The sequence below is a fragment of the Arthrobacter sp. AB6 genome (assembly GCF_031844545.1).
Lineage (GTDB): Bacteria > Actinomycetota > Actinomycetes > Actinomycetales > Micrococcaceae > Arthrobacter.
Window position 1 is genome coordinate 69,793 of record NZ_JAUZVL010000002.1, and the last position, 14,312, is coordinate 84,104.

Annotated in this window: 15 protein-coding genes; 5 read left to right on the top strand and 10 right to left on the bottom strand. The window is 62.4% G+C overall.

Annotated features, from left to right (window positions below; all coding sequences use genetic code 11):
• Positions 1-169: 169 nt before the first annotated feature.
• Positions 170-2,038: a substrate-binding domain-containing protein gene (locus Q9R30_RS01710; RefSeq protein ID WP_311216586.1), complete on the top strand. Its 1,869-nt coding sequence runs from the start codon at positions 170-172 to the stop codon at positions 2,036-2,038.
• 81 nt (positions 2,039-2,119) lie between these two features.
• Here Q9R30_RS01710 and Q9R30_RS01715 read toward each other — a convergent pair whose 3' ends face one another.
• On the bottom strand, positions 2,120-3,082 hold the full coding sequence (locus Q9R30_RS01715) for a metallophosphoesterase (RefSeq protein ID WP_311216587.1): 963 nt from the start codon (positions 3,080-3,082) through the stop codon (positions 2,120-2,122).
• Positions 3,083-3,445: 363 nt separating this feature from the next.
• Between Q9R30_RS01715 and Q9R30_RS01720 the strand changes: the two genes are divergently transcribed.
• The 4 genes from Q9R30_RS01720 (at position 3,446) to Q9R30_RS01735 (ending at position 7,094) form a co-directional block, all read left to right on the top strand.
• Positions 3,446-4,138 carry a histidine phosphatase family protein gene (locus tag Q9R30_RS01720; RefSeq protein ID WP_311216588.1) on the top strand — a complete coding sequence of 231 codons (693 nt, stop codon included), beginning with the start codon at positions 3,446-3,448 and terminating at the stop codon, positions 4,136-4,138.
• A 24-nt stretch (positions 4,139-4,162) separates the two neighbouring features.
• Positions 4,163-4,717, top strand: coding sequence for a DUF3090 domain-containing protein (locus Q9R30_RS01725; RefSeq protein ID WP_311216589.1), 555 nt, complete (start codon positions 4,163-4,165; stop codon positions 4,715-4,717).
• Entirely contained in the window at positions 4,717-5,484 is a 768-nt protein-coding gene (locus tag Q9R30_RS01730; RefSeq protein WP_311216590.1) for an SCO1664 family protein, read from the top strand. Before Q9R30_RS01725 ends, Q9R30_RS01730 begins: the two co-directional genes overlap by 1 nt.
• 71 nt (positions 5,485-5,555) lie before the next feature.
• Complete coding sequence (locus Q9R30_RS01735; protein ID WP_311216591.1) at positions 5,556-7,094, top strand: DUF222 domain-containing protein; 1,539 nt, start codon at positions 5,556-5,558, stop codon at positions 7,092-7,094.
• 59 nt (positions 7,095-7,153) lie between these two features.
• Here Q9R30_RS01735 and Q9R30_RS01740 read toward each other — a convergent pair whose 3' ends face one another.
• The 9 genes from Q9R30_RS01740 to nrdH all read right to left on the bottom strand — a co-directional run bounded on the left by Q9R30_RS01740 (position 7,154) and on the right by nrdH (position 13,944).
• The gene (locus Q9R30_RS01740) at positions 7,154-7,465 is read right to left on the bottom strand and encodes a hypothetical protein (RefSeq protein ID WP_311216592.1); all 312 of its coding nucleotides are present in this window, start codon (positions 7,463-7,465) and stop codon (positions 7,154-7,156) included.
• Positions 7,462-8,739, bottom strand: coding sequence for a hypothetical protein (locus Q9R30_RS01745; protein WP_311216593.1), 1,278 nt, complete (start codon positions 8,737-8,739; stop codon positions 7,462-7,464). Before Q9R30_RS01745 ends, Q9R30_RS01740 begins: the two co-directional genes overlap by 4 nt.
• 188 nt (positions 8,740-8,927) lie before the next feature.
• On the bottom strand, positions 8,928-9,050 hold the full coding sequence (locus tag Q9R30_RS01750) for a hypothetical protein (protein ID WP_311216594.1): 123 nt from the start codon (positions 9,048-9,050) through the stop codon (positions 8,928-8,930).
• A gap of 334 nt (positions 9,051-9,384) precedes the next feature.
• Entirely contained in the window at positions 9,385-9,645 is a 261-nt protein-coding gene (locus tag Q9R30_RS01755; RefSeq protein WP_311216595.1) for a type II toxin-antitoxin system RelE/ParE family toxin, read from the bottom strand.
• Entirely contained in the window at positions 9,642-9,890 is a 249-nt protein-coding gene (locus tag Q9R30_RS01760; protein WP_311216596.1) for a type II toxin-antitoxin system Phd/YefM family antitoxin, read from the bottom strand. Before Q9R30_RS01760 ends, Q9R30_RS01755 begins: the two co-directional genes overlap by 4 nt.
• A gap of 60 nt (positions 9,891-9,950) precedes the next feature.
• A complete protein-coding gene (gene nrdF, locus Q9R30_RS01765; protein ID WP_056079660.1) occupies positions 9,951-10,925 on the bottom strand; it encodes a class 1b ribonucleoside-diphosphate reductase subunit beta in 975 nt (324 codons plus the stop codon).
• Positions 10,926-11,017: 92 nt separating this feature from the next.
• On the bottom strand, positions 11,018-13,138 hold the full coding sequence (nrdE, locus tag Q9R30_RS01770; RefSeq protein WP_311216682.1) for a class 1b ribonucleoside-diphosphate reductase subunit alpha: 2,121 nt from the start codon (positions 13,136-13,138) through the stop codon (positions 11,018-11,020).
• 20 nt (positions 13,139-13,158) lie between these two features.
• Complete coding sequence (gene nrdI, locus Q9R30_RS01775) at positions 13,159-13,611, bottom strand: class Ib ribonucleoside-diphosphate reductase assembly flavoprotein NrdI (RefSeq protein ID WP_311216683.1); 453 nt, start codon at positions 13,609-13,611, stop codon at positions 13,159-13,161.
• An 87-nt stretch (positions 13,612-13,698) separates the two neighbouring features.
• Complete coding sequence (nrdH, locus tag Q9R30_RS01780) at positions 13,699-13,944, bottom strand: glutaredoxin-like protein NrdH (protein WP_013601222.1); 246 nt, start codon at positions 13,942-13,944, stop codon at positions 13,699-13,701.
• Positions 13,945-14,312: the final 368 nt, after the last annotated feature.

A 14,312-nucleotide genomic window follows, 5' to 3' on the forward strand; every position in this document is an offset into this window, starting at 1 on the left:
ATGAATCACAACGCTCACTTCGCGCCTGCCGGGGTTATCCTCAAAGTGCGTCTCCGGTTGCGGGGGCATTCGGGCGGGGGCGAGGCGCAATCGCGGTTTAACTACCGCGGGTCGGTTTCATATTTGTATTCACACCGGGGAAACCCGGCGGAAGCCAAAGGAAACATGCATGGGCCGCCGACGCGCAGCAACTGACCCGATTTATCCACGCTGGATCTGGACTGCCGCAGCGGCAGCCGTGGCACTCCTGATCGTAGGCGCCGCATTCGTGCTGCGGGCGGTGATTTTTCCCGCCGATTCAGGGGAGGACGGCGCTTCAGCGGGGAACGGCGGCACGCCTCCAGTAAGTGCATCCCTGGCGCAGGACAGCCCTGCCGCTGCCGCCGGGAGCGCTCCCTGCATTCCCGTCAATATCCTCACTTCGCTGGAAAACGCGGACATGGTCCGTGCCCTGGCCGGCGAGTACACGGCGAAACCCCGGAGCGTGGACGGCAAATGCGTGGCTCCTGCAGTGATGCAGGAAAAATCGGGAGTCGCTGCCGGCAAGGTTTCTGCACAATTCCCCGGTGTGCCGGCAGGTGACAGGCCCGCCATCTGGCTGCCGGACTCCTCCGCGTGGTTAAGAATCGCACGGGAAGGTGCCGGTGGAAGCCTTGTCCCTGAGGAAGGAACCAGCCTCGCCCGGAGTGCGATCGTGGTGGCTATGCCGGAGACGATGACCGCCGCGCTCGGCTGGGACAGCAAACCGCCGTCGTGGTCTGAGGTCTTCCGGATGGCCGGGGAGCAGGACGTCTGGGAGCGCCTGGGCCATGGGGACTGGGGAAAGTTCAAGTTCGGCAAGGCCAGCCCGCTCGTGTCGACGTCGGGCTTGATGGCCCTCGCAGCTTCATACGGTGCCGCCGGCGGCAGCGTGGGAGGTTTGGAGGGCATGGATCTAAAGGCACCGTCTCTGGTGGAGAAGGTGCGCGACGTGGAACTCGGCACCAGCCACTACATGGCCACTCCCGAGCATTTCCTGTGGCACGCCAGGCAGGCTGATGACGCGGGGAAGGTCTCGGAGTTCCTTTCCGCCGTGATCGTGGATGAAAAGTCAGTCTGGGACTACAACCGGGGAGTCGTCAGCGAGGACGGCAAAACAAAGCAATCCGGTCCCGCGCCCAAGGAACCCCTCCGCGCCATCTATCCGGACGACGGCGTGCACGTAGCGGACAACCCCGCGGTGATCCTTAACGGTGATTGGGTGGGGACCCAGCAGCGCATGGCGGCCGAGGACTTCCTCGCGTTCGCAGTAACGGAACAGGGCCAACAGGTTGTGAAGGCGTCCGGGTACCGCAGCATCCAGGGGAAGCTGGACCCCGGGGTGGCCGCGACCGGACGGTACGCCGAGACGCTCCAGCCACTGCCGCTTCCCAAGGGCGAGGTGCTTACCGGCATTAAGGACAGCTTCGCCGATGTCCGGAAGCGGGCCAGGGCCTTGTTCCTGCTGGACGTCTCGGAGTCCATGGTGCAGGAAACCGGAGTGACCAAGCTGCAACGGGCCAAGGACGCCGTGCTCAAGGCGCTGGACCATTTCGTGGGGGAAGATGAGATTGGGCTGGCTGCCTTCTCCCAAGTGGGTGACGGTCCCCTGACACCGGGCATCGTAAGCCCCGTAGCTCCGTATGAGACCAACAAGGATGACATCAGGGCCAAGCTCGCTGAACTTAAGGCCGTAGACGCTACGCCTCTTTTTGAAGCAGTGAGCCGCTTCGCGGGCGAACAGGCGAAGGAATACAAGGACAGCTTCATCAACACCATCGTGCTTTTGAGCGACGGAAAAAACGACACCACGCATCCGGGAGACCTGACGAGTCTCTCCGAACAGTTGAGCCATCAGAACCACTCCACGCCGGTACTGGTTTTTACCCTCGCTTACGGTCCCGACGCCGACGTCCCCACCCTCCGGGAAATCGCCAAGGCCAGCGGGGCACACTACTATGACGCCACCGATCCAAACAGGCTCGAAGAGGTGCTCAGCGAACTGGTGACCAGTTTCTAGGCACCACGCCACGAGCTCTGGCGACTGCTACGCGCAATCCATCGGCACACAACCGGGGCGCGTCAACGGCGAAAACCTCCCTCAGACCTCGTATGCAGGCGCGCCAATGGGGACGATCCGGTTGGGCTCGCGTCCGAATCCCTGAACCACGAGGCGGTCATCGAACGCCTGGACAGTGGCGTAGGAATTCACCATCGTGTCGAGCATGCCCTTGAAAGTGATGAAGTGGGTTCCGCCGGCGAAGCCGTAGTTGCCTGCGTGGTTGTGGCCATTGAACCAGGCAACAACATTGTCGTAGGAGGTCACCAGGTCCACCAGTGTGGTGTCGTTGTAGGCATTGTGCTGGTCGAGGGGGAAGACAGGGTGGTGCGCGTTGAGCACAACCTTTTCGCCGTTGTGGCGAGCCAACTCAAGGGTCTGCTCGATCCAGGCGAGCTGCTCCGGACCAACACCGCCGTTCCAGGTCTGGCCGTTCGGCTTGCCCGCTGCCTGCAGTTCGGCCCGCATCTTTTCGGCCAGTACGTAATTGGCGGAACCTTCGGGGTTGCCGTAGGTGCTGACGTCGTTTGTGTCCACGATGATGAATCGCCAGCCGTTGCGGCGGAACTGGTGGTACGACGCCGGCATGTTCATGGTGCGCAGCACGTCCTCGCGGGGCATCTGGAAGTCATGGTTGCCAAGAACGTGGTATTTCGACATCCTCAGCTGCTCCCAGATCGGCATCACGGCATCAAAGCTCTCCGGGAACTCATCAACGAAGTCGCCGAGGTGCAGCGCGAACCGTAGGTCCTCCTCGTTGAGGGTGGCCACCGCCTCCTGCAGCTTGCTTACGGACTGCCGGTAGAGCCGGACGCCGCGGTCAGGCTTGTCAGCGAACTGGCAGTCGGCGATGACACCGAATCGCAGCGGCGGCTCGGCGCCGCGGGTAGTCGCGGCTGCTGCTGGGGCCCCGGCGACCGCGAAAGCGGCGGCCGCACTCATGCCCAGGAAGCTGCGGCGGCTCTGGCCATGGCTGGTGTGGGATGCGGGGAACTGGATCGGCATCGTGAGCTCCTGGGTGATAGGGAAAGGAACAGCACGAGCCAAACAGCGCCAGGTGACACCGCGGCAACGCATCAGGGGCTACACCGTAAACTTCGGCCAAAGTCCCGAGGGACAACAAAAGTGGTGCCGCGGCAGTTCGGTGGGCCGCGATGCTGTGTCTTGACCAAATGAAAGGTGCCCGACGGCGGCAGCGAGTGCCCATCCACCCAGCGACTCCACCCGCACCGTCATGGTGCGGGCTATTGCCTACCCAGGTCCCCGACGGGCACGCCTACTCCCTTCCGAAGGGCCGATGCCAGCGCCGGACCAAATCTTCATGGATCTGGTGGACACTGCCATCGAGCGGGTAGATAGGCTGGGTGGATGGCGACAGTTATTCTCGTGCGGCACGGCCGCACCACAGCCAATGCCACTGGACTGCTGGCCGGGCGGGCCGCCGGGGTCAGCCTGGACCAGATCGGACGCGAGCAGGCGGCCTTGACCGGAGAACGGCTCGCGGCAGTCCCCTTAGTTGGGGTGGTATCGAGCCCTCTCGAGCGTTGCCAGCAAACTGCCCAGTTCATCCTCGACCGCCAGGCCGGCAATCCGTACGCGCCTGTGGAACCCGATCTCACCGAGTGCGATTATGGCCAGTGGCAGGGCCGCTCGCTCAGTGATCTCGCAACCGAAGACCTGTGGTCCGCGGTGCAATCGCAGCCGTCCGCCGTCGTCTTTCCCGGCGGTGAATCCATGGCCGGGATGCAGGCTCGGGCGGTAGCAGCAATTCGGCGCCACGATGCAGCCTTCGAAGCCGAGTACGGGCCGGGAGCCGTATGGGTGGCGGTGAGCCACGGTGACATCATCAAATCGATTGTTGCCGACGCGCTTGGCATGCACCTCGACCTGTTCCAGCGCATTAACGTGGCCCCTGCATCGGCGTCGATCGTGCGCTACAGCGCCACTCGGCCAAGCGTCTACGCGACCAACACCGATGCCGGGGATCTGTCCTGGCTGTCCAACGGCATCCAGTCCGTTGACGCGACGGTGGGCGGCGGTGCAGGGCAAGGGGCGCCATGAAGCGCCTGTGCCTAGAATGTTCATATGCCAACACGTGTTCATGAGTTCGACTGGCCTGATCGGGTCGTCGTTGGCACCATTGGCCTTCCGGGGGCACGGACGTTCTACCTGCAGGTGCGGGCAGGGACTCAGCTCGTAAGTATCGCCATGGAAAAGCAGCAGTCGGCCCTGCTCGCGGAGAAGATCGACGAAATCCTCGACCAGCTTCTCAACGTCGAGGGCAACCCCCACAGCGTTCCCACCAGTACTCCCATTGAGCTGGTTGACAATGACCAGCTCGAGGCCGTTCAGGAGCAGTTCCGGACGGGCGCCATGAGTTTAGGGTGGGACCCGACGACGGCGCAGGTCGTGATAGAGGCCTACCCGCTCACCGATGTCAGCGCTGATAACGACGACGAATCGCTTGATGAGGATGACGCCGATGTGCCCGAAATGCTACTGGTGCGCATGCCCGTTGGCACCGCCCGCGCATTCGCTAAGCGCACCCGGGAGGTTGTGGGCGCCGGGCGTCCCGCGTGCCCGCTCTGCGGTTACCCCGTAGACGCCGACGGGCACGTCTGCACCCTGCCCGAGGCCTGATGCCGGCGCCTGACCTGGTGACGGCCGAGCTGACGCTCACCGGGCGCATTACGGCGGCGTCGAATGCCACCTTCGTGGGCAGCATCGGCGACACGACGGTTGTCTACAAGCCGATAGCCGGAGAGAAACCGCTGTGGGATTTTCCCGACGGCGTCCTTGCCCACCGGGAGGTTGCCGCCTACCTGGTCTCGGAGGTCCTCGGCTGGAACGTGGTGCCTCGCACCTGGCTGCGCGATGGTCCGCTCGGCGAAGGGATGGTGCAGCTGTGGCAGGAGACAGACCCTGGCCAGAACGCCGTGGACCTCATTGCGTCGGACGACGTACCGGAGGTCGGTTGGAAACACGTCCTCGAGGGTCAGGATGAGAACGGACGGATGGTCGCCCTCATACATGAGGACACTCCGGCGCTCAGACGCATGGCGGTGTTCGACGTCGTCGTAAACAATGCCGACCGCAAAGGCGACCACATCCTGGCCATGCCGAACGGACACCGGCACGGCGTGGACCACGGGCTCACCTTTCACCGTGACCACAAGCTGCGCACGGTGCTGTGGGGTTGGCTGGGGGACGCACTGACTGTCGAGGAACTTGAGGGCATCGACCGTGTCAGCGAAAGACTGGACGGTGAGCTGGGCCGGAACCTGGCGGACCTGCTCAGCGCAGAAGAAGTCGCCTCGCTCGCCGTGCGCTGCGCCCGGTTGCGCTCGGCGGGTCGGTTCCCGGCTCCGAGCGGTGAGATGTCGGCGGTGCCCTGGCCGCTGTTCTGAGGGAAGCATGGTTACGGGCTTCGCAAAACTGGTGCACAAAAAATGTCACACCCCCCTTCAATAATGGGCACATGGCAAACCAAGCGGTGGAAGAGGCTTTTGGGGCGATCGACGCCGCAATCGCCATGCTTCGCGCCGAGGTGGCTGGGTCCGGATGCGGGTTGACCTCGGACACCGACCCGCTGGCCGCCGTCGCTGATGAGTGTTTGGACATCCTTGCGGGGATAGCACGCGCTGAGGCTCGGATCGCTGCATTGAAGGCGGAGGCAGCCGCTACGTATGCGGATTCGGCCCGGTCGGCGGCGCCTCCTTATGTGCCGGCCATTGCCCAGGAAATGGCAATAACGGCCGAGGTGGGCTGCGTACTGGCTATCGGAGATAGGGCCGCAGGCATGCTACTGGAGCAATCCCATGCCTTGTCTACGTCTCTCCCACTCACCCTGTCAGCCCTCCAGGCGGGAACCGTTTCGTGGCAACACGCCAAGGTAATGGTGGACGAAACCGCCACCCTCGACCGCGAAGCAGCGCGGGCACTTGAAGCTCACTTCCTCGACGCTGACGCGGCCAATCCTGCCCGCGGTTGTCCGGCCGGCGAGATGCCCGCCTTTAGGTTCCGGCGGAAGGCCAGGACCTGGCGGGAACGCCATCACCCGGACAGCATTGAAAGACGCCATGCTAAAGGAGTGCAAGACAGGTACCTGGAATACACCCCGGAGCAGGACGGCATGGCACGGGTGTCCGCCTACCTGCCCGCGGACCAGGCGGCTGCGATCTGGAACCGCATCACGGCCATCGCCCGCGGCCTGCAGGGTCCTCACGAGGCCCGGACGCTCACCCAGTTACGGGCAGACGTGTTCGCAGCCGCAGCCCTGCGCAGCAACAACGGCTGCGCCCGCTGCAGCAAGGGAGTCAGCGCCGCGACCGGGGCCGGGCTGGATGCAGGGGCCAGCGGTCTTGCCGATGTGCCTACGCCCCGGGCCGAAATCCTGGTTACCGTTCCTGTCTTCTCCCTGCTCGGTATGACTGAAGAGTCGGCGATGCTCGACGGGTTCGGACCTATCCCTGCCTCCATGGCACGGGAGCTGGTGGCCAACGGGGCGGACTCGTTCCACCGGGTGCTCGTGGACCCACGGGACGGGGCACCCCTGGAAATCGGCCGCACCAGTTACCGGCTCACGAAGGCCATGCGGAACTGGCTACGGATGCGTGACGGCAAATGCCCGTTCCCAGGGTGCAGCAACCACTCCCTGGACAACGAAGCAGACCACCTCCTGGCCTGGCACCACGGCGGCACCACCGGAATCAGCAACCTGGGACAGCCCTGTCCACGGCACCACAGACTCAAACATGCCAGCGGCTGGAAACCGGCGCCGGCAACAAAGAACGAGCCGCCCGGCTGGATCTCACCATCAGGACGGAAATACAAAAGCGAACACCAGGACTGGGAACCACCCCACTGGCCGCGTTCCCTCGCGCCGGACGCCGGCCAGTGGCAATCACAACGTCCTTACCCGCCTATGCCCACCGCCCTGGGCGGGACCGTGGACTACCTAAAGGTACCGCCATCTGCCGCAGAACAGTTCCTGCGCGCCTACCTCGATGCCAGATAACTCCCGGACAAAGCCCAAGGGACCCCGCACAAAGCGTGCGGAGCCCCTCGGTGTGTTGCTCAAAGGAACTCGTGCTGGCCCACGTCTCCGCGCCTTTGGGCGACTTTCATGGCTACCCGAACCGCTTTAACCCGGATGTAGTTGAACGTCCTCACGACTTCTCCCGGCGACACGTCTCTCTTCTCCAGGGACCACGCGACCAGGCGGTCGTACTCCTCGCGCTCCTCTACTTCCTCAGGTAGGGAACTCTCGGCCAGAGAGGCCATATACGCATCGGCAAGGCTGTGGCAGTGCTCGCCCGTATTGCGGTTTCTTATAAAGCCAGCCTCCATGGCAGCGGCCAGTTCTGCGCTGTAGGCGTCTGATTTCATTCCTCAGGCGCCTTCTCCGGCGCATCAGCCGTGTCTCGCTTCCGGGACTTGAACAAACCAGCAACCCTTCCGCTCGCTGCGCCGGTGGCACCGGCCAGGGCACCGCCAAGGCCCTTGACCGCGGCGAGGGCCTGCGGCTCGTCGGGGATACCGTCGCCGTCAACGTCCACGGCACGGAAGGGGCGGGACACCGCAGCGGCGGCGCTTGCTACCCCTGACCCCACGGCGGTGGCACCGGTTGCAACTCCTTCTCCAACCGTGCTTGCCGTCCCGGAAATCCACATCCCCGTGGACTTCGCAGCATCCTCCAGAGCGGCGAGTGCACGGTTCTGCTCCACCTCCCCGTCATCGGCATCAGCCTTCGACTTCTCCTGCAGAGCCAGATGTGCCGGGAACTCCTCCGGAGCCTCAGGGAATGCAGCCCGGGCCGCTTCCACCACATCGCGGCCGAAAACGAACCGGCTGACTCCTCCCGTCAGCGCGCCAACTCCGTATTCGATCGCGGACTGCTGCTTTCCGCTCAGGGTTTCCCGCACGGTATCCAGCTGGCCCGTCTGCATGGTCCTGACGAGACTTTGCGCGGCTCCGCTCGGCAGCGTGTCTGCCAGCGTCGTTGCCCAGTGCGACCAGTCACCGCTGGCGGCGGCGAATTTGTGACCAACGCCCACCACTCCATCGGGAGACGTTTCCGCGACGTCCTTGGCCATGGTCGCGATTTGCTGCTGGCTAACGGAGTCATTGGTGAGCCCGTAAACCAGAGCATGAGCCTGGTCTTGGTCGAGGTTCATCCCATGTACGTCGGCGAGGGCTAGCCCAAAAACTGCCGTAATCTCGAATTGAAGCTGCTGGTCACCGGCAGGGAGAAACGCGGCCACCCGCTGGGCCCCGTTTTTCGCAGCACCCATGGCCATGTTCTTCGCGGCTACCTTGGCCGCCTCCTTCGCCGTTACCTGAACAGTCTTCTTCGCGGCCTGCTTGCCGGCGGTCTTGAGACCGGCGGCCGCGACTCCGCCACCCGGAATCAAGGAAATTCCCACCTCAGCGGCGATGGACCCAGCAGCGATAGCAGCCCCTGCAGCGGTGATCGATGTGCTGTAGTGGCGCTCCAACAACTTGATAACTTCCGCTGGCGTCGCCTCCGGACGCCGGCGCCGAATCCTCATGACGTACTTGCGGGCGATCGAGTGACGGGCACTGACCGCCTTCGCGATGTCTGCGTTGGCCTCACCATCATCGAGCTGCGTCTCCAGTGTCACGTCTTCAATCTCGGCCATTGTGCTGTCCCCTCTTAGCCACAGGCTGTGCCTGGGGCACTTCTTCTGCTGTTCGATCTGCCGCGCAGACCGAAGGAAAGCTCCCCCGCCGCGACGTCATCAGTGTCCCGCATGATCCGGTGGGACTCCGTGCGCCACGCTGCACAGACTGCGCGCGGCACACGGCCCTCGGTTTTCTACCTCGGCTTCTACGGAATCTGGATCCGCGCCGCCTCCTGCAGCAGCGGATCCGAGATCATGACAGTGGCGGCACCGGGAGCGATATCAAACGCAATGAAACCGCGTGACTTGTCCCCCGGCATGCTGATCATCACGTGGATCGTCAACAACCCTGCGATTCATAGCGGCAGCAATCCGTCAGACTGGAGAGCGGACCTTACCGAGGCTGCCGTCACGAATGAACTAAACGCGGGCGAGACCAAGGGAGCACCCCAGCAGAGTGTTGTCAACGGGTGGTACTTGAACGATATTGCGGTGGTTCAAGCAGCCCAGAACAGCTACATCGCTGGAAGTTCCATGCGGAATGGAAACCTGTTGGCCCTTATTGGGTTGGGAGTAGCCGGGGAACTCATCATCCGGGGCGTCGAACGGGTAAACCGACAGCGGTCAATTGTGTCTTGACCGGCGGGAGATTGGACGGGTTCCCTACTTGTTATAGACGTCGCGGCGGTGCCCTACGGTCACAACCACAACGAGCAAAACGTCATCCTCGATCGTATAGATGATCCGGTAGTCACCAACACGGACCCGATAACCCGGACGGCCGCTCAAGGCAATTGCTTTGGGCGGCCGCGGGTCTTGGCCGAGGAGCGCGATGGCACCTTGAATGCGTTCTTTGTCCTCGGAATGAATTTTCTTTAGTGCGCGGATGGCCGCAGGTCTTAGCTCAATCCGGTAGGGGCTCATGCCCAGCCCAGATCCGCCTTCACCTGTACCCAGGGAATGTTCTCGCCTTCTTCCGCCATCGCTGCATCGAATGCCGCAACGTCCTCGACTTCTTCCAAGGCATCAAGCATCTGCTCATAACGCTCTGGCGATACCAAAACTGCTGCCCGATGTCCGCGACGCTCAATGAACACAGGCTCCGACTCGGCCTTTTCGATGAGCTCGGGCAAGTGTGATCGCGCCTCAGTGATATTGATGGTCGACATGAAACAAATGTACATCCGCTAGCACCAGATATACATCTGCCCCATGCGAAACGAGCGAGACTAGAAGTCCCAGTCCTCGTCTTCAGTATTGACAGCCTTGCCGATGACATACGAAGAGCCGGAGCCACTGAAGAAGTCGTGGTTCTCGTCAGCGTTCGGGGACAGGGCCGAAAGGATTGCCGGGTTCACGTCGGTGACGGACGCCGGGAACATCGCCTCGTAGCCCAGGTTCATCAGGGCCTTGTTGGCGTTGTAGTGCAGGAACTTCTTGACGTCCTCGGCCAGGCCGACGCCGTCGTAGAGGTCGTGCGTGTACTGGACTTCGTTCTCGTACAGCTCGAACAGCAGCTCGAACGTGTAGTCCTTGATTTCCTGGCGCTTCTCCTCGGAAACCCTCTCCAGGCCCTTCTGGAACTTGTAGCCGATGTAGTAGCCGTGCACGGCCTCGTCACGGATGATCAGGCGGATCAGGTCAGCCGTGTTCGTCAGCTTGGCGCGTGAGGACCAGTACATGGGCAGGTAGAAGCCCGAGTAGAACAGGAAGCTCTCCAGCAGCGTGGAGGCAACCTTGCGCTTCAGGGGATCATCGCCCTGGTAGTAGTCCATGACGATCTGCGCCTTCTTCTGAAGGTTCTCGTTCTCGGTGGACCAGCGGAAAGCCTCGTCGATCTCCTTGGTGGAGGCCAGCGTGGAGAAGATGGAGGAGTAGCTCTTGGCGTGCACGGACTCCATGAACGCGATGTTGGTGTACACGGCCTCCTCGTGCGGGGTCAGCGCATCCGGAATCAGGGAAACGGCGCCAACCGTGCCCTGGATGGTGTCCAGCAGGGTCAGTCCGGTGAAGACGCGCATGGTGAGCTGCTGCTCGGCAGGCGTCAGCGTGTTCCAGGACTGGACGTCGTTGGACAGCGGCACCTTCTCCGGCAGCCAGAAGTTGTTGACCAGGCGGTTCCAGACGTCGACGTCCTTGTCGTCCTGGATGCGGTTCCAGTTGATGGCCTCGACGTGGCTAAGCAGCTTGACCTTCTCGGTCATGTCATCCCCTATGCGTTGGGTGGTTTTCTCTAAGTTAAAGCGTACGACGGCGGGCGGGCACCCGCCGTCGTACTGGCACGTTTAGTTGAAGATTAAAGCATGCAGCTGACGCAGCCCTCAACCTCAGTCCCTTCCAGCGCGAGCTGGCGGAGACGGATGTAGTAGATGGTCTTGATGCCCTTTTTCCAGGCGTAGATCTGGGCCTTGTTGATGTCGCGCGTGGTGGCGGTGTCCTTGAAGAACAGCGTCAGCGACAGGCCCTGGTCCACGTGCTGGGTGGCGGCGGCGTAGGTGTCGATGACCTTCTCGTAGCCGATCTCGTACGCGTCCTGGTAGTACTCCAGGTTGTCGTTCGTCAGGTACGGCGCCGGGTAGTACACGCGGCCCAGCTTGCCTTCCTTGCGGATCTCGATCTTGGACGCCACCGGGTGGATCGAGGAGGTGGAGTTGTTGATGTAGGAGATCGAGCCCGTGGGCGGAACAGCCTGCAGGTTCTGGTTGTAGATGCCGTGCTCCATGACCGAAGCCTTCAGCGCCAGCCAGTCAGCCTGGGTGGGGATGTGGACGTTCTTGAACAGCTCCGCCACCTTCTCGGTCTGCGGCACCCATTCCTGCTCCGTGTACTTGTCGAAGAACTCGCCGGAGGCGTACTTGGACTTCTCGAAGCCGCCGAACGTCTGGCCGGTCTCGATGGCCAGCAGGTTGGAGGCGCGGATGGCGTGGTACACCACCGAGTAGAAGTAGATGTTGGTGAAGTCCAGGCCCTCTTCGGAACCGTAGTGGACCCGTTCCCGGGCAAGGTAGCCGTGCAGGTTCATCTGGCCCAGGCCGATGGCGTGGCTCTGGTCGTTGCCCTTGGCGATGGACGGCACCGAGGTGATGTTGGACATGTCGGACACGGCCGAGAGCGAGCGGATGGCCGTCTCGATGGTCAGGCCGAAGTCCGGCGAGTCCATGGTCTTGGCAATGTTCAGCGAGCCCAGGTTGCAGGAAATGTCCTTGCCGGTGTCCGCGTAGGACAGGTCATCGTTGTACGTGGTGGGCTGGGAAACCTGGAGGATCTCAGAGCACAGGTTGGACATGATGATCTTGCCGTCAATCGGGTTCTCCCGGTTCACGGTGTCCTCGAACATGATGTACGGGTAGCCGGACTCGAACTGGATCTCGGCGAGGGTCTGGAAGAACTCGCGGGCCTTGATCTTGGTCTTCTTGATCCGGGAGTCGTCCACCATCTCGTAGTACTTCTCGGTGACCGAGACGTCGGAGAACGGCATGCCGTAGACGCGCTCCACGTCGTACGGGGAGAACAGGTACATGTCCTCGTCCCGCTTGGCCAGCTCGAACGTGATGTCCGGGATGACGACGCCGAGGGAGAGGGTCTTGATGCGGATCTTCTCGTCCGCGTTCTCGCGCTTGGTGTCCAGGAAGCGGTAGATGTCCGGGTGGTGCGCGTGCAGGTACACAGCTCCCGCACCCTGGCGGGCACCGAGCTGGTTGGCGTAGGAGAAGCTGTCTTCGAGGAGCTTCATCACGGGGATGACGCCGGAGGACTGGTTCTCGATCTGCTTGATCGGGGCGCCGACTTCGCGGATGTTGGTCAGCGCGAATGCCACGCCGCCGCCGCGCTTGGAGAGCTGCAGCGCGGAGTTGATGGACCGTCCGATCGACTCCATGTTGTCTTCGATGCGGAGCAGGAAGCAGGAGACCAGCTCGCCGCGCTGCTTCTTGCCGGCGTTCAGGAACGTGGGGGTGGCCGGCTGGAAGCGGCCCTCGATGATCTCGTCCACCATCTGGAGGGCAAGCTGCTCGTTGCCGCGGGCCAGGTGCAGGGCCACCATGCAGACGCGGTCCTCGTAGCGCTCCAGGAAGCGCTTGCCGTCAAACGTCTTCAGCGTGTAGGACGTGTAGAACTTGAAGGCGCCCAGGAACGTCTCGAAGCGGAACTTCTTCTTGTAGGCACGGTTGAACAGCTCACGGATGAAGTTCATCGTGTACTGGTCCAGCGTCTCGCGCTCGTAGTACTGGTTCTTCACCAGGTAGTCGAGCTTCTCTTCCAGGTCGTGGAAGAACACGGTGTTGTTGTTAACGTGCTGCAGGAAGTACTGGTGGGCGGCCTCGCGGTCAGCCTCGAACTGGATCTCGCCGCTGGGACCGTACAGGTTCAGCATGGCGTTCAGCTCGTGGTAGCCCAGGCCCTTGTAGGCGGCGGGCATCTCGGGCTTCTGGGCCCTGGTTACTTCTGTGTCTGCGACAGTCGTGTCCAAAACGTATCCAATCCTTGGTTGACCCGGGTGACGTCTTCCGGCGTTCCCATAAGTTCGAATCTATAGAGGTGGGGTATCTGGCATTTGGCGGCGATGATGTCCCCCGCCATGCAGTAGTTGTCCCCGAAGTTTGTGTTGCCGGCACCGATGACCCCGCGCAGCAGTTGCCTGTTCTGCGGGTGGTTCAGGAACCGGATGACCTGCTTGGGAACGGAGCCTTCTCCCCCGGTGCCGCCGTAGGTGGGCACCACCAGCACGTACGGCCGGGTGGCGAGCAGGGGTGCATCCTTCGCAAGGAGCGGAATCCGGGCCGCGTCGCGGCCAAGCTTCGAGACAAAGCGGCTGGTGTTCTCCGACGCCGAGGAGAAATAGATAAGCTGGCTCTCCGTAACAACGGACGGGACCGGCCCGGGCGATTCCACGCGCTGAGCCGCGTGGAAATCCTGGATTGCTGGTGCTGCCGTAAGAGTCACCTCGGCTGGTTGTTGGTTGCCGGCAGGGACGGGCCCTTAGGCCACGGAGGAAACGGCGGAGAGGGCCAGTTCCTCGATCTTGTCCGGGCGGAAGCCTGACCAGTGGTCCTGGTCCGTGACCACAACGGGTGCCTGCATGTAGCCCAGCGCCTTCAGGCGCTCGAGGGCCTCCGCGTCCTGGGAGATGTCAACGCTCTGGTAGGTGATGCCCTTTTTGTCGAGAGCCCGGTAGGTGGCGTTGCACTGAACACAAGCAGGCTTGGTGTAAACCGTTACGGTCATGATTCCTGTCCCCTTTTCTGGAAAAACTTGCTCGTCCGGTGTTCCCGCCCAAGCTGTATGTAGATACTACATCTAGTGCAGACGCCTCTTCGGAACCCCAAGATGATGTATTACAAGTATGTCATTTAATGCACCGTTAATCCACAGGCAAGGTCCTTCAAAATGTCCGGAATCCCGCCAAATTCGTGGACTGAATCCACACCCTGTGGAGTACTTAGCCACATTTAACCCTCAGCGTGTCGCTGAAAAGACGGCGTGTCGCGGCTGCCGCCGTAGGGTCTCGGGAAGGGTCCGGGGTACAGGAGAGGGGTCCCGAAGTGACCTTCGGAACCCCTCCTGGTGATGAAACGCACGACGACGGCCGCCGC

Excerpts from the sequence above, each read along its gene's own strand:
- Q9R30_RS01725 (WP_311216589.1), top strand. The coding sequence starts at position 4,163 with ATGCCAACACGTGTTCATGAGTTCGACTGGCCTGATCGGGTCGTCGTT.
- Q9R30_RS01710 (WP_311216586.1), top strand. The coding sequence starts at position 170 with ATGGGCCGCCGACGCGCAGCAACTGACCCGATTTATCCACGCTGGATC.
- nrdF (WP_056079660.1), bottom strand. The coding sequence starts at position 10,925 with ATGACCGAGAAGGTCAAGCTGCTTAGCCACGTCGAGGCCATCAACTGG.
- Q9R30_RS01715 (WP_311216587.1), bottom strand. The coding sequence starts at position 3,082 with ATGCCGATCCAGTTCCCCGCATCCCACACCAGCCATGGCCAGAGCCGC.
- Q9R30_RS01730 (WP_311216590.1), top strand. The coding sequence starts at position 4,717 with ATGCCGGCGCCTGACCTGGTGACGGCCGAGCTGACGCTCACCGGGCGC.
- Q9R30_RS01755 (WP_311216595.1), bottom strand. The coding sequence starts at position 9,645 with ATGAGCCCCTACCGGATTGAGCTAAGACCTGCGGCCATCCGCGCACTA.
- Q9R30_RS01740 (WP_311216592.1), bottom strand. The coding sequence starts at position 7,465 with ATGAAATCAGACGCCTACAGCGCAGAACTGGCCGCTGCCATGGAGGCT.
- Q9R30_RS01720 (WP_311216588.1), top strand. The coding sequence starts at position 3,446 with ATGGCGACAGTTATTCTCGTGCGGCACGGCCGCACCACAGCCAATGCC.
- Q9R30_RS01750 (WP_311216594.1), bottom strand. The coding sequence starts at position 9,050 with ATGATCAGCATGCCGGGGGACAAGTCACGCGGTTTCATTGCGTTTGAT.
- nrdE (WP_311216682.1), bottom strand. The coding sequence starts at position 13,138 with ATGCCCGCCGCCTACAAGGGCCTGGGCTACCACGAGCTGAACGCCATG.
- nrdH (WP_013601222.1), bottom strand. The coding sequence starts at position 13,944 with ATGACCGTAACGGTTTACACCAAGCCTGCTTGTGTTCAGTGCAACGCC.
- Q9R30_RS01745 (WP_311216593.1), bottom strand. The coding sequence starts at position 8,739 with ATGGCCGAGATTGAAGACGTGACACTGGAGACGCAGCTCGATGATGGT.
- Q9R30_RS01735 (WP_311216591.1), top strand. The coding sequence starts at position 5,556 with ATGGCAAACCAAGCGGTGGAAGAGGCTTTTGGGGCGATCGACGCCGCA.
- Q9R30_RS01760 (WP_311216596.1), bottom strand. The coding sequence starts at position 9,890 with ATGTCGACCATCAATATCACTGAGGCGCGATCACACTTGCCCGAGCTC.